Origin of the sequence: Agrococcus carbonis (genome assembly GCF_900104705.1) — a bacterium.
In the GTDB taxonomy this organism is placed as follows: Bacteria; Actinomycetota; Actinomycetes; order Actinomycetales; family Microbacteriaceae; genus Agrococcus; species Agrococcus carbonis.
Genome location: NZ_LT629734.1, coordinates 2248368 through 2267385 on the forward strand (window position 1 = coordinate 2248368; position 19018 = coordinate 2267385).

General features: G+C 73.6%; 15 protein-coding genes. 11 read left to right on the forward strand and 4 right to left on the reverse strand.

Annotated elements, in window-relative coordinates; translation table 11 throughout:
- Positions 1 to 15: 15 nt before the first annotated feature.
- A complete protein-coding gene (locus BLT67_RS10815) occupies positions 16 to 564 on the reverse strand; it encodes a hypothetical protein (protein WP_157674335.1) in 549 nt (182 codons plus the stop codon).
- 155 nt (positions 565 to 719) lie between these two features.
- The gene (locus BLT67_RS10820) at positions 720 to 1724 is read right to left on the reverse strand and encodes a hypothetical protein (protein ID WP_092667029.1); all 1005 of its coding nucleotides are present in this window, start codon (positions 1722 to 1724) and stop codon (positions 720 to 722) included.
- Positions 1725 to 1919: 195 nt separating this feature from the next.
- Between BLT67_RS10820 and rsmA the strand changes: the two genes are divergently transcribed.
- From rsmA to secA, 10 genes are all read left to right on the forward strand, one after another.
- On the forward strand, positions 1920 to 2756 hold the full coding sequence (gene rsmA, locus BLT67_RS10825) for a 16S rRNA (adenine(1518)-N(6)/adenine(1519)-N(6))-dimethyltransferase RsmA (RefSeq protein ID WP_231945655.1): 837 nt from the start codon (positions 1920 to 1922) through the stop codon (positions 2754 to 2756).
- Positions 2757 to 2793: 37 nt separating this feature from the next.
- Entirely contained in the window at positions 2794 to 3285 is a 492-nt protein-coding gene (locus BLT67_RS10830) for a hypothetical protein (protein ID WP_092667031.1), read from the forward strand.
- A gap of 131 nt (positions 3286 to 3416) precedes the next feature.
- Positions 3417 to 4340: a 4-(cytidine 5'-diphospho)-2-C-methyl-D-erythritol kinase gene (locus BLT67_RS10835; RefSeq protein ID WP_092667032.1), complete on the forward strand. Its 924-nt coding sequence runs from the start codon at positions 3417 to 3419 to the stop codon at positions 4338 to 4340.
- A 676-nt stretch (positions 4341 to 5016) separates the two neighbouring features.
- The gene (locus tag BLT67_RS10840) at positions 5017 to 6864 is read left to right on the forward strand and encodes an ABC-F family ATP-binding cassette domain-containing protein (RefSeq protein WP_092667033.1); all 1848 of its coding nucleotides are present in this window, start codon (positions 5017 to 5019) and stop codon (positions 6862 to 6864) included.
- Between the two features lie 115 nt (positions 6865 to 6979).
- A complete protein-coding gene (mtrA, locus tag BLT67_RS10845) occupies positions 6980 to 7666 on the forward strand; it encodes an MtrAB system response regulator MtrA (protein WP_092667034.1) in 687 nt (228 codons plus the stop codon).
- Positions 7667 to 7715: 49 nt separating this feature from the next.
- Positions 7716 to 9386: an MtrAB system histidine kinase MtrB gene (mtrB, locus tag BLT67_RS10850; protein WP_231945475.1), complete on the forward strand. Its 1671-nt coding sequence runs from the start codon at positions 7716 to 7718 to the stop codon at positions 9384 to 9386.
- On the forward strand, positions 9383 to 11026 hold the full coding sequence (locus tag BLT67_RS10855) for an LpqB family beta-propeller domain-containing protein (protein ID WP_092667035.1): 1644 nt from the start codon (positions 9383 to 9385) through the stop codon (positions 11024 to 11026). The genes mtrB and BLT67_RS10855 overlap by 4 nt, the downstream gene beginning before the upstream one ends.
- A 94-nt stretch (positions 11027 to 11120) precedes the next feature.
- Positions 11121 to 11795 carry a ComF family protein gene (locus BLT67_RS10860; protein WP_092667036.1) on the forward strand — a complete coding sequence of 225 codons (675 nt, stop codon included), beginning with the start codon at positions 11121 to 11123 and terminating at the stop codon, positions 11793 to 11795.
- 60 nt (positions 11796 to 11855) lie between these two features.
- Positions 11856 to 12533, forward strand: a complete 678-nt coding sequence (gene hpf / locus BLT67_RS10865; RefSeq protein ID WP_092667037.1) for a ribosome hibernation-promoting factor, HPF/YfiA family — start codon at positions 11856 to 11858, stop codon at positions 12531 to 12533.
- Positions 12534 to 12658: 125 nt separating this feature from the next.
- Positions 12659 to 15469 (forward strand): preprotein translocase subunit SecA, encoded by a 2811-nt coding sequence (gene secA, locus BLT67_RS10870; RefSeq protein ID WP_092667038.1) that lies wholly within the window; start codon positions 12659 to 12661, stop codon positions 15467 to 15469.
- Positions 15470 to 16090: 621 nt separating this feature from the next.
- On the opposite strand, the gene BLT67_RS10875 is transcribed toward secA, so the two are convergent.
- Together BLT67_RS10875 and trhA are read right to left on the reverse strand one after the other, a co-directional pair.
- Positions 16091 to 17176, reverse strand: coding sequence for a trypsin-like serine peptidase (locus BLT67_RS10875; protein WP_157674336.1), 1086 nt, complete (start codon positions 17174 to 17176; stop codon positions 16091 to 16093).
- Positions 17177 to 17229: 53 nt separating this feature from the next.
- A complete protein-coding gene (gene trhA, locus BLT67_RS10880) occupies positions 17230 to 18027 on the reverse strand; it encodes a PAQR family membrane homeostasis protein TrhA (protein ID WP_092667040.1) in 798 nt (265 codons plus the stop codon).
- A gap of 50 nt (positions 18028 to 18077) precedes the next feature.
- Between trhA and uppS the strand changes: the two genes are divergently transcribed.
- Entirely contained in the window at positions 18078 to 18875 is a 798-nt protein-coding gene (gene uppS / locus BLT67_RS10885; protein ID WP_092667632.1) for a polyprenyl diphosphate synthase, read from the forward strand.
- Positions 18876 to 19018 lie beyond the last annotated feature (143 nt).

Below are 19018 nucleotides of genomic sequence, written 5' to 3' on the forward strand. Positions count from 1 at the left end.
GCGCGACGCCGCGCCTCAGCCGCCCATCGCGGGGCGGATCTCGACGGTGATCTCGTCGTCCTCGGCGCTCCAGCCGTCGATGCGCGCCGTCGTCACCGACGCATCCGCACCCCGCACGTCGAACGCCCAGCCGAAGACGCGCAGGTCGGCGGTGCACGAGACCCCGTCGCCCGGCTCCTCGAACTCGAGCTCGAGGCGGCCGTCGTCGACCTCGGCGCTCTCGCCGGTCGGCTGGCACGCCTCGCTGCCGCTGCCGGTGCCGAACACCTGCACCGTCGAGCGGTCGCCGGCCCACACCACGATCGGGTCGCCGCCGTCGAAGTCGTCGATGCTGAAGCCGCGCAGCACCGCCTCGTCGGTGATGCGCTCGGGCGGCGCCGCGGCCTCGGCGCTCGGTGACGGGCTCGAGCCGCCCTGCGCCGACGACGAGGCCGTCGCGGTCGCGGTGCTCGGGGCCGCGGGCGCGGCCGTCTCGGCGGGGCCGCCGGCCGAGGCGCAGCCGGTCAGCGCCGCTGCCGTGAGGGCGGCGACGCCGACGAGGGTGTTCGGGAAGCTCGATCGCATGGGTGCGTGCTCCTTCGCATCGCGGCCCACGTCGCTCGCGGGTGGTTCCGCGTGCGCCCCACCGTGTCGGACGTGGCTGGACGCGCCCTGGACGTCCGACGATCCCGGACGCCCCGCACGGCGCATCCGGCCCGCCGCGCGAGCGGTCGTCGGGGTCAACGCCCCTCGAGCACGTCGCCCGGCTCGAGCGTCACCGTCGCCGCGGCGCCGTCCGCTCCGGCGCCCGTGATCGTCACCTCGACCGGCATGGTCGCCGAGACCGGCTCGGCGAGCGGCAGCTCCCAGCCGTAGAGGTGCAGGTCGGCGCTGCAGTCGCGGTCGCCGGTCGGGTACTCGAAGGCCACGTGGATCGCGCCGGGACCGGGCGACGTCGCGCCGATCGGCTGCGGCACGCACGCCTCGACGCCGGAGCCGCCGAGGAGCACCGCGAGCGAGACGCCGGGCTCGAGCCACCGCACCGCGACCGCGGGATCCTCGCGCGGGTCGACGATCGACACGTCGGGCAGCAGCGTCTCGGGGAGCGCGCTCGGCTCGGGCATGGGGCCGGCGGGCGGCACCTCGCTCGGCTGCGGGTCGGCGGTCGCCTGGCCCGGGTCCGCGGCGGGCGCCGCGAGCAGGTCGTCGGGCCCGATCTCGACCTCGGTCGTCGCGCCGTCGCCGCGCAGGTCGACCAGGCGCACCGCGAGCGGGGCATTCCCGTCGACGGGCGCGGGGAGGCCGAGCTCCCAGCCGTGCAGCGTGAAGTCGGCCGTGCACGCCATCGCGGGGTCGGGCGGGTCGAAGCGCACGCTCACCGCACCGTCCGTCTCGGCCTCCGCCGCGTGCGGCTGGGGGATGCAGCCGCCTCCGCCGCCCGAGCCGCCGATGACGACGGCGATCGACTCGCCCGCGGCGAGCCAGCGGACGACGACCCCATCGGTCGCGACGGCGTCGAAGAGGCCGTCGGCGCTCAGCAACTCCGCGCCGAGCGGCACGGGGCCGGCGCCGGCGCCCGCGGTCGGCGTCGGCGGAGCTGCGGGCCCGCCGCTCGCGCACCCGGCCAGCAGCGCGGCCGCACCGGTGAGGGCGACGGCCGCGAGCATCCGCCCGGTCGTGCCGCGCCGCAGGATCGAGCCGCCGCGACGGGCGCGGGGGATGAGGGCGGGCGTCGTGCCGACCATGGCGTCCTCCTTCGGACCGTGCGCCGCTGGGGCCGGCGCAGCACCATTGTCGCGGATCGCGCTGTGCGATCACTGCCGCCGCGCTCGGCATAGGCTCGACGCGTGAGCGAGCAGACGAGGCACGAGGGCGCACCGGGCGGGGGCGGCGCCTCGCAGGGCAGGCCGAGCGCCGACGCGCTACTCGGCGCCGCCGAGATCCGCGCGCTCGCCGCCGAGCTCGACCTCACCCCCACGAAGCGCTGGGGCCAGAACTTCGTCGTCGACGCCAACACCGTGCGGCGCATCGTGCGCACGGCGGATGTCGCGGGGCTCGACGTCGTCGAGGTCGGGCCGGGGCTCGGGTCGCTCACGCTCGGCCTGACCGAGGCGGGCGCACGCGTGACGGCTGTCGAGATCGACCCGCGGCTCGCCGAGCTGCTGCCGCGCACCGTCGCGCGCAAGCAGCCGGATGCGCAGCTCGCGGTCGTGCACCACGACGCGCTCACCATCGAGTCGCTGCCGGTCGCGCCGCAGGCCGTCGTCGCCAACCTGCCCTACAACGTGTCGGTGCCCGTGCTCATCCACCTGCTCGAGCGCTTCCCGACCATCGAGCGCGTGCTCGTGATGGTGCAGGCCGAGGTCGGGCACCGGCTCGCGGCGCAGCCCGGCTCGAAGACCTACGGCGCGCCCTCGGCGAAGGTCGCGTGGTGGGGACCGTGGGCGCTCGAGGGCGACGTCTCGCGGCAGATCTTCTGGCCGGTGCCGGGCGTCGACAGCGTGCTCGTCGGCTTCCGGCGCGGGCCCTCGCTCGGGTCGGAGGCGCTCCGCCGCCGCACCTTCGCCGTGATCGACGGCGCATTCGGCCAGCGGCGGAAGATGCTGCGGCAGGCGCTCTCGGGCGTGTTCGGCTCCTCCGCGGCCGCGACGGCGGTGCTCGAGGCCGCGGGCATCGAGCCGACGCTGCGCGGCGAGGCCCTGGGGCTTGCCGACTTCATCCGCATCGCCGAGGCTGGTGCCGACGCATCCGTCGACGAGGAGCACCGGGGGGCCTGATGGTCGAGCGCATCGAGCGGAACATGGCTCCGAGGCGATGCGCGCGGCGACCGGGCGCGGGCACGAGGAATGGCGCGACCTGCTCGACGCCGCGGGCGCGCGCGAGTGGTCGCACCGGGCGATCGCCGACTGGCTCGTCGCCGAGCACGGCGTCGAGCCGTGGTGGTCGCAGGGCATCACCGTCGACTTCGAGCAGGCGCGCAAGGGGCGCCTGCCCGGGCAGCAGGCCGACGGCACGTTCGCGGTGTCGATGACGCGCACGGTGCCGGGGGAGCGGCTCGTGGCGCTCGCCGCGGTGCGGGCAGTGGTCGAGGCGCGGCACGGCGCCGCGCACGGCGAGAACCTGGTGGCCGTGCAGCCGGTCGTGCGGTGGCGGCTCGCCGACGGCACGCGGCTCGCGGCGGCGGCGCAGCAGCCGGGTCGCAGCGGCACGCCCGTGAACCTCACGATCGAGAAGCTCGCGGATGCGGCGGCCATGGAGGCGGCGAAGGCCGAGCTCGCGGCGATCCTCGCGGAGGCCGCGGGCTGAGGGATCGGGCGCCCTCGACTCCGGGTGCGCCGCGGGTCGGGCGCTTCGCGCCGCGTGCCCTCGCGCGGGGACGCGACCGGGCTCGCAGGGGGCGTGCAGGAGCGCCCGCGCACGGCCAGTAGGTTGGTGGCGTGGGACGAGGCAGCGCGGTGCGGGCGAAAGCGCCCGGCAAGATCAACGTGCACCTCGGCGTGGGCGCGCTGCAGGACGACGGCTACCACGACGTCGCCACCGCCTATCAGGCCGTGAGCCTGTACGAGTTCGTCGAGGCGACCGAGGCCCCCGACTTCTCGGTGCGCTTCTCGGGGCCCATCCCGCACGAGCACCTCTCGACCGGCGCCGACAACCTCGCGATCCGCGCGGCGATGCTGCTCGCCCGGCGCGGCCGCGTCACGGGCGGCGTCGCGCTCTCGATCGAGAAGCACGTGCCCATCGCCGGCGGCATGGGCGGCGGCTCGGCCGACGCCGCCGCGACGCTCGTCGCGTGCAACGAGCTGTGGGATCTGCACCTCGGCCGCGAAGTGCTGCACGAGATCGCGCGCGAGCTCGGCGCCGACGTGCCCTTCGCGCTCGCGGGCGGCACGGCGATCGGCACCGGCCGCGGCGACCAGCTCTCTCCGGCGCTCGCGAAGGGGCAGTTCCACTGGGTGCTCGCCTACACCGACGCGGGCCTGTCGACGCCCGACGTCTACCGCGCGCTCGACGAGCATCGCGCGCTCCACGCCGCCGACATCGCACCCGCCCACGACGTGCCCACCGTGGATGCGCGGGTGCTGCAGGCGCTGCGGGCCGGCGACGCCGAGATGCTCGCGGAGGCGCTGCAGAACGACCTGCAGGCGCCGGCGCTGCGCCTCATGCCGCGCCTCGCCGGCACGCTCGAGCTCGGCGAGCGCTCCGGCGCCCTCGCCGGCGTCGTCTCGGGTTCCGGCCCGACCGTGGCGTTCCTGTGCGACGGGCTCGAGTCGGCGATCGAGCTGCAGGTCTCGCTCTCGGCGGCGCAGCTCATGGCGGTCAAGGTGACCGGCCCCGTGCCGGGAGCCCGCCTCATCGACTGAGGGGCGCTCCGCCTCTCTCCATCACCGATCTCTCGCGCGCTCGAGCGGTCACTCGCGCGTGTGAGCGGTCATTCTCGCGTGTGAGTGGTCACTCCTGCGCGTGAACGGTCACTCCCGCGTGTGAGCGGTCACTCCTGCGTGTGAGCGGTCACTCCTGCGCGTGAGCGGTCATTCGCGCGTGTGAGCGGTCACTTGGGCGTGTGAGCGGTCACTTGGGCGTGTGAGCGGTCAATTGGGCGTGTGAGCGGTCAATTGGGCGTGTGAGTGGTCACTTCCGCCCTTGAGCGGTCGACGAGTGCCGCGCGTGAGCCGCCGCCGACGACGCGCGCATGCTGCCGGATCGGGACCTCACGTCCCGGAGGAGCGCACACATCCGGGAGCGCGGGACTCACCGTTCAAGCGCGGCACTGACCGCTCACGCGCGGAGACGACCGCTCACGCGCGGAGATGACCGCTCACGCGCGGAGATGACCGCTCACACGCGGAGATGACCGCTCACGCGCGGGAGTGACCGCTCACACGTGGAGATGACCGCTCACGCGCGGAGATGGCCGCTCACGCGCGGGAGTGACCGCTCACACGTGGAGATGACCGCTCACGCGCGGCAATGACCGCTCACGCGCACGACTGGCCGCTCGACAGCGGGGGCCGGCGGGTGCGGGACAATGGTCGGGATATGGCACACCTCCTGGGCGCCGAGCGCGTCGGCGTCGCGTTCCCCACCCGCACGGTCTTCGAGTCGATCTCCCTCGGCCTCGAGGACGGCGACCGCATCGGCATCGTCGGCCGCAACGGCGACGGCAAGTCGACGCTGCTGCGCGTGCTCGCGGGGCGCCTCGAGCCCACGAGCGGTCGCGTCACGCGCCGCGGCGGCCTGCAGGTGGGCGTGCTCGACCAGCAGGACACGCTCGACGGCGACCACGCGATCGGCGAGGCCATCGTCGGCGACCGGCCCGAGCACGAGTGGGCGGGCGACCCCCGCATCCGCGACATCCTCGCCGGGCTGGTCGGCGACCTCGACTGGCACGCGCGCGTCGGCGACCTCTCGGGCGGGCAGCGGCGCCGCGTCGCGCTCGCGAAGCTGCTCGCCGGCGACTGGGACGTGCTCTTCCTCGACGAGCCCACCAACCACCTCGACGTGCAGGGCATCGCGTGGCTCGCCGACCACCTGAACGCCCGCTACGCATCCGGCCGCGGCGCCTTCGTCGCCGTCACGCACGACCGGTGGTTCCTGGATGCGGTGTGCACGGGCACGTGGGAGGTGCACGACGGCGTCGTCGAGCCGTTCGAGGGCGGCTACGCCGCCTACATCCTGCAGCGCGTCGAGCGCGACCGGATGGCCGCCGCCACGGAGGCGAAGCGCCAGAACCTCATGAAGAAGGAGCTCGCGTGGCTGCGCCGCGGCGCGCCCGCGCGCACCGCGAAGCCGAAGTTCCGCATCGACGCCGCCAACCAGCTCATCGAGGACGAGCCGCCGGCGCGCGACCCGATCCAGCTCGCGCAGCTCGCCGCGACCCGGCTCGGGAAGGACGTCGTCGACATCGAGGGAGCGGGGGTCGAGCTCGGCGGCCGCGAGATCCTGCACGACGTCACGTGGCGCATCGCGCCCGGCGAGCGGGCCGGCATCCTGGGCCGCAACGGCGCCGGCAAGTCGACCCTGCTCGCCCTCGTCGCCGGCCGCATCCGCCCCACCACCGGCCGCGTCAAGACCGGCAAGACCGTCAAGATCGCCGAGCTCACGCAGGAGCTCGCCGAGCTCGCCGAGCACGAGGACGACCCCGTGCGCGTCGTCGTCAGCCGCTTGAAGTCGAGCTACCAGTCGGGCGGCAAGGAGCTCACGCCCGGCCAGCTGCTCGAGCGGCTCGGCTTCCGCTCGGGCGAGCTCTCGACGCTCGTCAAGGACCTCTCGGGCGGCCAGCGCCGTCGCCTGCAGCTGCTGCTCATCCTGCTCGACGAGCCCAACGTGCTCATCCTCGACGAGCCGACGAACGACCTCGACACCGACATGCTCGCCGCGATGGAGGACGTGCTCGATTCGTGGGCGGGCTGCCTCATCGTCGTGAGCCACGACCGCTACCTCATCGAGCGCGTCACCGACCACCAGTTCGCGATCGTCGACGGCACGCTGCGCCACGTGCCGGGCGGCGTGGATGCGTACCTGCAGCAGAGCGGGACCGGCTCGGTCGGGCGCGCGGCCGGCTCGCAGCCCCAGACCGCGGCCGCGCCGGGCGGCGGCGCCCCCGACGCCGTCGGTCGAGGAGCCGAAGGCGGCGTCACGGGACGAGAGGCCCCCGCCCTCTCCGGCGCCGAGCGCCGCACGCTCGAGAAGGAGGCCGCGAGCCTCGACCGGCGGCTCGAGAAGGCGCAGGCGGAGCGCCAGGCGGTGCTCGGCAGGTTCGAGACGGCCGACCACAGCGACTACGACGGGCTCGCGGCGCTGCAGGCCGAGCTCGCCGCCGTCGACGAGCGCATCGGCGAGCTCGAGGAGGCGTGGCTCGCGGCCCACGAGGCGCTCGAGGCGTAGGGCCGCGGTGGGGCTGCGGTGGGGCTGCGTCGGCCTGCCAGCGCGCTCGGATACAGTGGCGAGAGCCGCGCGGTCGCGGCCCCGCGCGCGCGGGCAGGCACGAAGGGAGCGCCCCATGTCGGAGCAGACGATCCTCGTCGTCGACGACGACCCGGCGCTCGCCGAGATGATCGGCATCGTGCTCTCGGCCGAGGGGTTCGACCTCGAGCACTGCGCCGACGGATCGGAGGCGCTCGACCGCTTCCACGAGGTGCGGCCCGACCTCGTGCTGCTCGACCTCATGCTCCCGGGCAAGGACGGCATCCAGATCTGCACCGAGATCCGCGAGGAGTCGGGCGTGCCGATCATCATGCTCACCGCGAAGGGCGACCCGACCGACGTCGTGCACGGGCTCGAGTCCGGCGCCGACGACTACGTCGTGAAGCCCTTCAACCCCAAGGAGCTCGTCGCGCGCGTGCGCACGCGCCTGCGCCCGCAGCGGGCCGCCGACAGCGGCGTGCTGCGCGTCGCCGACCTCGAGATCGACGTCGAGGGGCACCAGGTGAGCCGCGACGGCGCCCCCATCCCGCTCACCCCGCTCGAGTTCGAGCTGCTCGTGACGCTCGCGTCGAAGCCGACGCAGGTCTTCTCGCGCGAGATGCTGCTCGAGCAGGTGTGGGGCTACCACTACAAGGCCGACACGCGCCTCGTGAACGTGCACGTGCAGCGGCTGCGCTCCAAGGTCGAGCGCGACGTCGACAACCCCGTGGTCGTGACGACCGTGCGCGGGGTCGGCTATCGCGCCGGCGCTCCGCAGGGCTGAGACCGCGGTGAGCGCAGCGCGCCGTTCACTCTGGGATCGGGCGACGGGCGTGTTCCGCCGCTCGCTCCAGGCGCGCGTGGTCGCGGCGAGCATGATCCTGTCGACGCTCGCGCTCGTCGGCGTCTTCGGCTACATGGCGGCCTCCGTGGGCCAGAACCTCTTCGAGACGCGCCGCGACGACGCGCTGCTCGAGTCGGTGCGCGCGGCGGGCGAGATGCAGCAGATCTTCACCGAGGCGGTGACCGGCAACCTCACGAGCGGCGAGGTGGATGCGCTGCAGGACACGGCGCTCGACGCGATCTCGAGCATCATCTCCTCGCGCGCGACGACCGAGTACGCGATGCTGCGCACCGAGGGTCAGGCCGACACCCTGCTGCAGATGAACGACGTGCAGTCGCAGGCCTTCGACACCGCGCTCCTCTCGCCCGAGCTGCGCGCGGCTGTGGCCGAGGCATCCGAGAGCCCGTACTACCAGTCGGTGCGCATCGAGGCGCCGGGCGGCACCGAGCCGGGCCTCATCGTCGGCACGACCGTCGACGTGCCGCTCGCGGGGCAGTACGAGCTCTACTTCCTCACGAGCCTGCAGTCGACGCAGGAGACGCTCGCGTTCATGCAGCTGACGATGGTGGTCGGCGGCCTCGCCCTCATCGCGCTCATCGGCATGATCACGTGGATGGTCGCGCGGCTCATCGTCGGGCCCGTCCAGACCGCCGCCGACTCGAGCGCCCGGATCGCGGCGGGCGAGCTCGACGTGCGCATCCCGGTGCGCGGCGAGGACGAGCTCGCGAAGCTCGGCCGCTCCTTCAACGACATGGCCGACTCGATCTCGCGGCAGATCAACGAGCTCGCGACCCTCTCGACGGTGCAGCAGCGCTTCGTCTCCGACGTCTCGCACGAGCTGCGCACGCCGCTCACCACCATCCGGCTCGCGGGCGACGTGCTGCACGACCGGCGCGAGAGCTTCGACCCCGTCGCCGCCCGCACCGTCGAGCTGCTGCACACGCAGATCGAGCGGTTCGAGCAGCTGCTCGCCGACCTGCTCGAGCTCAGCCGCTTCGACGCCGGCGCCGCGCAACTCGAGATCGAGCCGACGAACCTCGTGCGGCTCGCCGAGCGCGAGATCGCGGCGGTCGAGCCGCTCGCGGCCGAGCGCGGCACCGAGCTGCGGCTCATCGCGCCCGGCGGCCACTTCGAGGCCGAGGTCGACCCGCGCCGCATCCGCCGCATCCTGCAGAACCTGCTCGGCAACGCGATCGACCACGGCGAGGGCCGGCCGGTCGAGGTGATCGTCGACTCGTCGACGGATGCCGCGGCGATCGCCGTGCGCGACCACGGGGTGGGCATGACGGAGGAGGAGGCCGGCCGGGTGTTCGACCGGTTCTGGCGCGCCGATCCGTCGCGGCAGCGCCGCACGGGCGGCTCCGGCCTCGGGCTCTCGATCAGCCGCGACGACGCCGCGCTGCACGGCGGCTGGATCGACGTGTGGTCGAAGCCGGGCTCCGGCACGCAGTTCCGCCTCACGCTCCCGCGAGCCGGCGCCCGCGCCGTCGTCTCGCCGATCGACCTCGTGCCCGACGACACCCAGCCGGCGCTCCCCGCCGTGCCGCTGTCGAGCGAGGCGCCCGCACCCGCGTCCGCCGCCTCGACGATCCCCGAGAGCGACGAGGCGACGCTCGTCGATCCCACGATCGCGACGACGACCGAGGAGGTCGACCGATGAAGCGCATGCTGCTCGCGGCCGTGGCGGTGCTCGGCCTCACCGGCTGCATCACGATCCCCGACGCCGGCCCCGTGCAGCTCGGCCACGTCGACACGAGCGAGCAGTCGACCAACCTCGTCTTCCTCGCCCAGGAGCCGCAGCCCGGCGCGACGCAGGAGGAGATCATCCTCGGCTTCCTCGGCGCGGGGGTCAGCCCGAGCGGCGGGTTCTCGATCGCCCGCGAGTACCTGACGGATGCGGCTGCCGCGCGCTGGATGCCGGAGGCGCAGGTGCTCGTGCGCGCCGTCGCGCCCGAGGTGTCGCTCGCGGGCGAGAACGAGGCGACGGCCGTCGTGCGCGCGCTGTCGGAGATCGGGCCGAACGGCGCCCTGCAGCTCACCGACGGCGACCGCATGCTCGAGTTCTCGCTCGCGCAGGTCGACGGCGAGTGGCGCATCACGCAGGCGCCCGACGGCATCGTGCTCTCGAGCTACCACTTCGACCAGCTGTTCTCCTCCCACACGCTGCACTGGCTCACGCCCGACGGCACACGATCGGTGCCGGAGGTGCGCTGGTTCGAGCGCACGGCCGGCACGCGCGCCGAGCGCGTCATCGACGCGGTGCTCGCCGGCCCGTCGACGTGGCTGTCGCCCGCGGTGTCGACCTTCGGCGCGGTCGAGGCGTCGCGCGTGGGCGAGGCGCAGGTCGACGGCACCTCGATGACGGTCGTGCTCGACTTCGCGCAGGTGCGGCAGCTCGGCACGAGCAGCCTCGGGCCGCTCGCGGCGCAGCTCGCGGCCTCCCTGCGCGACCTCGGCGTGCGCGAGGTCATCGTCGAGGTCGAGGGGCTCGACGGCGTCTCGGCGAGCAGCGCCGACGCCCCGCCGATCGACCTCGGCGCGGTCGACCAGCGGCCCCTCGTGCTCGACGGCACGGCGCTGCGCGCGATCGGCGGCGCCGCGACGGTCGACGACGTCGGGCCGACGCTGGCCGCGATCGGCGCGACGAGCTTCACCGTCGGGGAGGCCGGAGGCGTCGCGCACACCGGCACGACCGCGGCGTGGATCGTGCCGGGCGTCGAGCCGGTCGTCGTGTCGACGGATGTCGCGGTGGTGCCGACCGTCGACGACAGCGGCTGGGTGCTCGCGCAGGAGCGCGGCGCGCGCCAGCGGCTGCTCGCGTGGCGCGACGGCGAGCGCGCCGAGCTGACCCTGCCGCCGGGCGCCGACCGGGTGACCGCCATGGCGCTCTCGCGCGACGGCGCCCGACTCGCGCTCACGACCTCGCAGGGCGCATCGAGCGAGGTCTGGGTGCTCGCGGTCGTGCGCGACGCCGACGGCCGGCCGACGACGCTCGGCGAGCCGTACCGGATGCCGCAGGTCGACGGCGCGGCGGTCGACATCACGTGGGCGGGCCCGACGCAGCTCGCGGTGCTCGCGAGCGAGGACGACCGTCCGCAGATCGTCATGCTCGACGTCGGCGGCACCTCCGAGCAGCTGCCCTCGCCCGATGTGCCGGTGCGCGCGATCGTGGGCGGCAGCGAGGGCGGCGCGACGCTGCGCGCGCTCGCGGCCGACGGCTCGGTGCTGTCGCTGCGCGGCCAGGTGTGGAGCCCCGCGACGGGGCTCGGTCCCGTGCGGCTCATCGCGACGCAGCAGTAGCGGGGGCGCGGGGGAGCGGCGGGCGACGCCGCACCCTCCACAGCGGCCTCGGGCGCGCGAGCGGGCCACCGCATCCGCCCGGCATCCTGCGCGGATGGAGCTGCTGCCGGCGCTGCGCGAAGCGGCGAGCGCGCTGTGGCCCGTCGAGTGCGCGGGGTGCGGCGCGCTCGACGTCGCCGTGTGCGCGGCCTGCCGCGCGCTCGTGCTCGACGCGCCGGTGCGCGAGCGGCTCGACGGCCTGCCGCTCGCGGCTGCCGCCGAGTACGCGGGCCCGGTGCGCGCGCTCGTCGCCGCGTGCAAGGAGCGGGGCGCGCGGGCGGAGGCGCGAGCGCTCGGCGCGGGCCTCGCCGCAGCCGTCGCGGCGCTGCCCGAGGCGGCGCTCGTACGCGTGCCGGCGAGCAGGGCGGGGATGCGTCGGCGCGGCTTCGACCCGGTCGCGCTCGTCGCGCGGGCGGCCGGGCTCCGCTCGATCGCGCTCCGGCGCGCGGGCCGCCCGGACGCCGCCGGAGCGCAGAAGGAGCGCTCGGTCGCCGAGCGCGAGCGCGCCGCGCACGGGTCGCTCGCGCTGCCGCGCCGCGCCGCGCGAGCGCTCGCCGGGGCGAGCGTCGTCGTGGTCGACGACGTCGTCACGAGCGGCGCGACGGTGCGCGAGGCGGTGCGTGCGCTGCGCGCGGCGGGCTGCCTCCCGGTCGGGATCGCGGCCGTCGCGAGGACCCCGAGGCGCCTCGCCGACGCGTGGACAAACGTCAGCATCGCGGGGGTAGAGTGACGGCACGCAAGTCGGCGCAGCAGCCGCGGGCGCCGATGCCGATCCTTACGGGAGGCCACGATGGAGATCACGTTCGGCGCCAGGGGCGCAGACATCACGGACCGGTTCCGGGCATATGCCGAGGAGAAGCTCGCGAAGGTGACGCAGCTGCTCCCGCGAGCCACCGCCCTCGATGTCAAGCTCACGCGGCATGCGGTGCCCCATACGACGGTCGCGGGCGGCCGGGTGGAGATCACCGTGCACGGCCCCGGCTCGATCATCCGCGCCGAATCCGACGGACCCGACAAGTACATGGCGTTCGACGCCGCCTACCACCGGGTGATGGAGCGCGCGCGTCGCGTGCACGACAAGCGCACCGACCACGGCGGCAAGCGCCGCACCCCGCTGCACGAGGCCGTCGCGACCGGCTTCCAGCAGGTCGACATCACCCCCGCCGACCCCGCCGTCGTCGAGGCCGTGCGCACGGGCTCGATGCCCGTCGTCACCGGCGAGCAGGAGCAGGAGTCGGAGTGGTCGCCGGTCGTGATCCGCGAGAAGCGGTTCCCCGCCAAGCGCATGAGCGTGCGCGACGCCGTCGACCAGATGGAGCTCGTCGGCCACCCGTTCTACCTCTTCGTCGACGACGCCTCGGGCGAGTGCGCGGTCGTCTACCGCCGCAAGGGCTGGTCCTACGGCGTCATCACGCTCGACGAGAACGCGCCGGCGGCCGGCATCGAGCAGGAGCGCGCCGCCTCCTGAGCCCCATCCGACGCATCCGCAGCGGCGCCCCGGCATCCCCCGGGGCGCCGCTTCGCTCGCGTTGTTAGGATGAGCAGTCGGTTACCGAACCGTGATCTTTCCCCCGAATTGGGAGGCACCCCACCGTGGCCAACATCTTCGAGAACCTGCTGCGAGCCGGCGAGGGCCGGCTGCGGCGCCGGCTCGAGCGCATCGCGAACGACGTCACCGCGCTCGAGGACGCCTTCGAAGAGCTGTCCGACGAGGAGCTCGCGGGCGAGACCGAGGAGTTCCGCTCGCGCTTCGCCGCCGGCGAGTCGCTCGACGACCTGCTGCCCGAGGCGTTCGCCGCCGTCCGCGAGGCGGCCAAGCGCACGCTCGGCATGCGCCCCTACGACGTGCAGGTGATGGGCGCAGCCGCGCTGCACCTCGGCAACATCGCCGAGATGAAGACCGGTGAGGGCAAGACCCTCGTCGCGCCGATCGCGGCGTACCTCAACGCGATCCCCGGCACCGGCGTGCACATCGTCACCGTCAACGACTACCTCGCGAGCTACCAGTCCGAGCTCATGGGCCGCGTGTTCCGCGCGCTCGGCATGACGACCGGCTGCATCCTCGCGGGCCAGACGCCCGAGCAGCGGCGCGAGCAGTACGCCGCCGATGTCACCTACGGCACGAACAACGAGTTCGGCTTCGACTACCTGCGCGACAACATGGCCCACTCGAAGGAGGCCATGGTGCAGCGCGGGCACGGCTACGCGATCGTCGACGAGGTCGACTCGATCCTCATCGACGAGGCCCGCACGCCGCTCATCATCTCCGGTCCCGCCGCAGGCGAGGCCAACCGCTGGTTCTCGGAGTTCGCGCGCATCGCGAAGCGCCTGCGCCCCGACGTCGACTACGAGGTCGACGAGAAGAAGCGCACCGTCGGCGTGCTCGAGCCCGGCATCGAGCGGGTCGAGGACCTGCTGGGGATCGACAGCCTCTACGAGAGCGCGAACACCCCGCTCATCTCGTTCCTCAACACCGCGCTCAAGGCGAAGGCGCTGTTCAAGCGCGACACCGACTACGTCGTCATGAACGGCGAGGTGCTCATCGTCGACGAGCACACGGGCCGCATCATGCAGGGCCGCCGCTTCAACGAGGGCATCCACCAGGCGATCGAGGCGAAGGAGGGGGTGCAGATCAAGGCCGAGAACCAGACGGTCGCGACGGTCACCCTGCAGAACTACTTCCGCCTCTACGACAAGCTCGCCGGCATGACGGGCACCGCCGACACCGAGGCGGCCGAGTTCATGTCGACGTACAAGCTCGGCGTCGTGCCGATCCCGACGAACAAGCCCGTGCAGCGCATCGACCGGCCCGACCTCGTGTACGCGACGGTCGAGGGCAAGTTCAAGCACGTGGTCGACGACATCGCCGAGCGCCACGCCGCCGGGCAGCCCGTGCTCGTCGGCACGACGAGCGTCGAGAAGAGCGAGTACCTCTCGACGCAGCTCGCCAAGCGCGGCGTCAAGCACGAGGTGCTCAACGCCAAGAACCACGCTCGCGAGGCATCGATCATCGCGCAGGCGGGGCGGCTCGGCGCCGTCACGGTCGCCACGAACATGGCCGGCCGCGGCACCGACATCATGCTCGGCGGCAACGCCGAGCACCTCGCCGTCACGCGCATGCAGGAGCTCGGCCTCAACCCATCCGAGACCCCGGAGGAGTACGAGGAGCGCTGGGACGAGGTCTTCGCCGAGGTGAAGGCCGCCGTCGAGGCCGAGGCGAAGGAGGTCGTCGAGGCCGGCGGCCTCTACGTGCTCGGCACCGAGCGCCACGAGTCGCGCCGCATCGACAACCAGCTGCGCGGCCGCTCGGGCCGCCAGGGCGACCCCGGCGAGAGCCGCTTCTACCTCTCGATGCAGGACGACCTGCTGCGCCTCTTCGGCGGCGCCGTCGCGCAGCGCTTCCTCGCGGCGGATGCGGATGAGGACGAGATCCCGCTGGAGTCGAAGATCTTCTCCCGCACGATCCGCTCCGCGCAGGCGCAGATCGAGGCGCGCAACGCCGAGATGCGCAAGAACGTGCTGAAGTACGACGACGTCATGAACCGGCAGCGCGAGGCGATCTACTCCGACCGGCGCCACATCCTCGACGGCGACGACCTCGAGGGCCGCGTGCAGGGCTTCCTCGAGGGGACGATCCGCGAGATCGTCGACGAGCACGCGGTCGGCGGCGACAGCGACGAGTGGAACCTCGAGGCGCTCTGGAACGACGCGAAGCAGGTCTTCCCGGTGAGCATCACGATCGATGAGGTCGTCGCCGAGGCGCAGCCGCGCCTGACCGCCGACTTCGTCTACGAGCAGCTGCTCTCGGACGCGAAGCTCGCCTACCGCCGCCGCGAGGAGGAGCTCGGCTCGCCCGCGATGCGGCTGCTCGAGCGCCGCGTCGTGCTGTCGGTCATCGACCGCAAGTGGCGCGACCACCTCTACGAGATGGACTACCTGCGCGAGGGCATCGGCCTGCGCAGCATGGCGCAGCGAGACCCGGTCGTCGAGTACCAGAACGAGGGCTTCGCGCTCTACCAGCAGATGATGTCGGCGATCCGCGAGGAGTCGGTGACGTTCCTGTTCAACCTCGACGTCAAGGTGCAGCAGGGCGCGTCGCCCGAGGCGCCCGCGCTCCAGGGCGGCGGGCTCGAGGAGGGCGAGGACGACACGTCGAAGCTCACCTACACCGCGCCGTCCGAGGACGGCGAGGCCTCGGTGCACGACGCGAAGGGCAAGGAGCTCAGCGCCGCGACCGGCAAGGCGCGCGCGAAGAGCGGCAACCCGGCGGTCGCCGCGCAGGCGCAGGCGCAGGCCGCGGGCGGCAACCGCCAGCAGCGCCGTGCCGCGGCGAAGCAGGCGCAGGCGGCGCAGTCGGCGCCGAAGCAGGTGGGCGCCTTCGGCCAGCGGACCGACCAGGACTGACGCCGGCCCGTGAGTGGTCACTTGCGCACGTGAGTGGTCACTTGCGCACGTGAGTGGTCACTTGCGCGTCTGAGCGGTCACTTGCGCACGTGAGTGGTCACTTGCGCGTCTGAACGGTCACTTGCGCACGTGAGTGGTCACTTGCGTGTCTGAACGGTCGCTTGGGCGTCTGAGTGGTCACGTGCGCACGTGAGTGGTCACCTCCGCGCCTGAGCGGTCGGTCGTATGTGTGCGCGGTCGTGAGCGCCGACTGACCCTGAGGCAAGTCGCCGCTGGTATGAGGGAGCGACCGCTCGGCCGCGGGAGTGACCGTTGACGCGCGGGAGTGACCGCTCACCCGCGGAAGTGACCGCTCATCCGCGGAAGTGACCGCTCACCCGCGGAAGTGACCGCTCACCCGCTGGAGTGACCGTTGACGCGCGGGAGTGACCGCTCACCCGCGGAAGTGACCGCTCACCCGCTGGAGTGACCGTTGACGCGCGGGAGTGACCGCTCGGCCGTGGAAGTGACCGTTGACGCGCGGAAGTGACCGTTGAGGCGCGGGAGTGACCGCTCGTCGTGGTGCGGCCGGACGCGCCCGCCAGGGCCGCGTGGGGCTGCGCGGTCCGGCGCGCGCCGCGCTCAGCGGTCGATCGAGCGCAGGCCGTTCCACGCGGTGACGCCGAGCGGCGGGCCGTAGGCGCCCGTGGCCCCGCCGTTGGAGTAGACAGCAGTCAGGGTGCCGGCGCCCGTCGGCTCGTCGAGGTTCGAGACGAAGCCCGAGCCCGAGGCGCCCTCGCCCATCGCGCAGTCGGCGCCGTAGTTCGCGTCGCCGCCCGCGCCGTAGTTGAGCGACGCATCCGCGCAGTACCGCAGCACCTCGGCGTCGAAGCCGTCGTTGCCCGGATACCCGGCGATCACCACGCCGTTCGTCTCGGCGGTGAAGCTCACGCCCTGGCCGCCCACGGCGTCCTCGAGGGTCTGCCCGCCCTGCGGCGCGAAGCGGATGAACCCGAAGTCGAAGCCCATCCAGCCGTCGTCGTCCTCGCCGTCGAGCCAGCGGAGGTTCGCCTCGAGGTACTGCCGGGGCACCCACAGCTGCTCCGCCTCCCACGTGCCGAACGGCGCGAGCCCGCGCTCGTAGGCGGGCGAGAAGGTGATGCGGTCGTAGTAGTCGCGGGTGTCGTCGTCCCACACGCAGTGCGCAGCTGTGACGACGACGAGCCCGGTCTCGCTGTTGATCACGGTGCCGCTGCACGTGTACTGGTCGTCGCCCGCCTCCATCACGAGGCGCCCGGTGGTCGTGAGCAGCAGGCTCGCCGTCGCGTCGTGGCGCCTGCCGGGGTAGAGCTCGTCGCCGTCGGCGTGCTCGGGCAGCGCGATCCCGGGCGCGACCCTCGGCGCGCCCCGGGTGGGCTCGAGCACGACGTCGGCCGCCGCATCCGGCAAGTACCCGTCATCGGTGCGCCCCGCGAAGCCGGCGTAGAGCTCGCCGGTGTCGGCGACCGTCTCGTCGGTGGTGGTGACCGGCTCGTCCGGCTCGACGGGCGTCGGGCCCCGCTGAGGGTCGCCGGCGTCGGGCGACGGCCGGGTCGGGGGCGCGAGCGGCGTCGCGGAGGGCGGATCCGCGGGGCCGGGCTCGCGGGGCGGGGGCGGCAGGAGGCACCCCGTCATCGTCAGGACGACGGCTGCCGCCGCGAGCGCGGCGAGCGGAGAGGCAGGACGCATGGTGCCCTCCACGCTAGGGCGATCGACCGAGCGGATGCTCGGAGAGCAGGATCCTACGCGGGCGGGTCGATCGCGACCAGCAGGATCCCCGTCCAGTGGCACAGGAACGCGATCACGGTGCAGACGTGGAAGATCTCGTGGAAGCCGAAGTGGCGGGGGAACGGGTTCGGCTTCTTGAGGCCGTAGAAGACCGCGCCGACGCTGTAGGCGAGGCCGCCGACGATGACGAGCACGGCCGTCGCGGCGTTCGCCGCCCAGATCTGGCCGAGGAACGCGACCGCCGCCCAGCCGAGCGCGAGGTAGATGGGCACGTAGAGCCAGCGCGGCGCCGAGAGCCAGAACACGCGGAACGCGATGCCGAGCAGCGCGCCCGCCCAGATGACCGTCAGCAGGATCCAGTCGGTCGGCGACGGGAGGGTGAGCATCGCGATCGGCGTGTACGTGCCCGCGATGAGCAGGAAGATGTTGGCGTGGTCGAGGCGCTTGAGCACGACCCGCGTGCGCTCCTGCCAGTGGAAGCGGTGGTAGACGGCCGAGATGCCGAACAGCAGCAGGCTGGATGCGGCGAAGACCGCCGTCGACACGGTGGCGGTGGCGCCGTCGGCGACGACGACGAGCACGATCCCCGCGATGAGCGCGAGCGGTGCGGTGATCGCGTGGATCCAGCCACGCCAGGTCGGCTTCTGCTCGACCGCGGCCTCGGCGATCGCGTCGCCGGCCGCCTCGATGAGCGGCAGGTGCGCGCGATCGGGCTCGCTCACGCGCCGCTCCGGGCCTGCGGCGCCCGCGCCGCGCGGTGATCCGTCGCCCGGGTTCGCGCCGTCGGTCTCGTGCTCTGCGGTGCCTGCCATGGGTACAGCGTATGGCGTACGCAGTGCCGCCGCAGGCATGCGCGCTGTGGATGCCCGATAGATTCGACTCCGTGCGACTGCGCAGCGCCCCGGGGTCACGACTCGTCTACCGCTACTACGAGCGGCGGCTCCGCCGCGACCTGCAGCGCTCGGGCGTGCCCCGCCACATCGCGATGATCATCGACGGCAACCGCCGGTGGGCGCGCGAGCAGAACCTCGCGACCGCCGCGCACGGCCACCGCGCGGGAGCGGCGAAGCTGCGGGAGTTCGTCGACTGGTGCGCCGAGATCGGCGTCGAGGTCGTGACCCTCTACCTGCTCTCGCGCGACAACCTCACGGGCCGCGCGCGCGAGGAGCTCGGCGAGCTCTGCGAGATCATCGCCGACCTCGCCGACGACCTCTCGCGCCAGCCCGGCCGCCGCATCCAGCACGTGGGCGACGCGAAGGGCCTGCCCGAGCCGCTCGTCGCCGCGCTCGAGGCAGCGGTGGCTCGCACCGCCGGGAACAGCGGCATCCACGTGAACCTCGCCGTCGGCTACGGCGGCCGCCACGAGCTCGTCGAGGCGGTGCGCCGGCTGCTCGCCGACGCGCAGACCGCGAGCCCGGCCGAGCTCGCCGAGCGCCTCACGCCCGAGCTCATCGCCGAGCACCTCTGGACGGCGGGGCAGCCCGATCCCGACCTCGTCATCCGCACGTCGGGCGAGCAGCGGCTGAGCGACTTCATGCTGTGGCAGAGCGCGCACAGCGAGTTCTACTTCGTCGAGGCGCTCGGTCCCGACCTGCGCGAGGTCGACTTCCTGCGCGCGGTGCGCGCCTACGGGCAGCGGGAGCGCCGCTACGGCAAGTGAGCGGGCGCGCGCGGCGTGCCGCGGTGTGGCTCCTCGGGTTTCCTGCAGGTGAACACTGCCCCCGCATCCGTGTGTCGTGCCGCGCCCGCGACGGGCGCGAGCGTAGATTCGCACCAGTCGGGCACCCTCGCCCGACGAGCGAG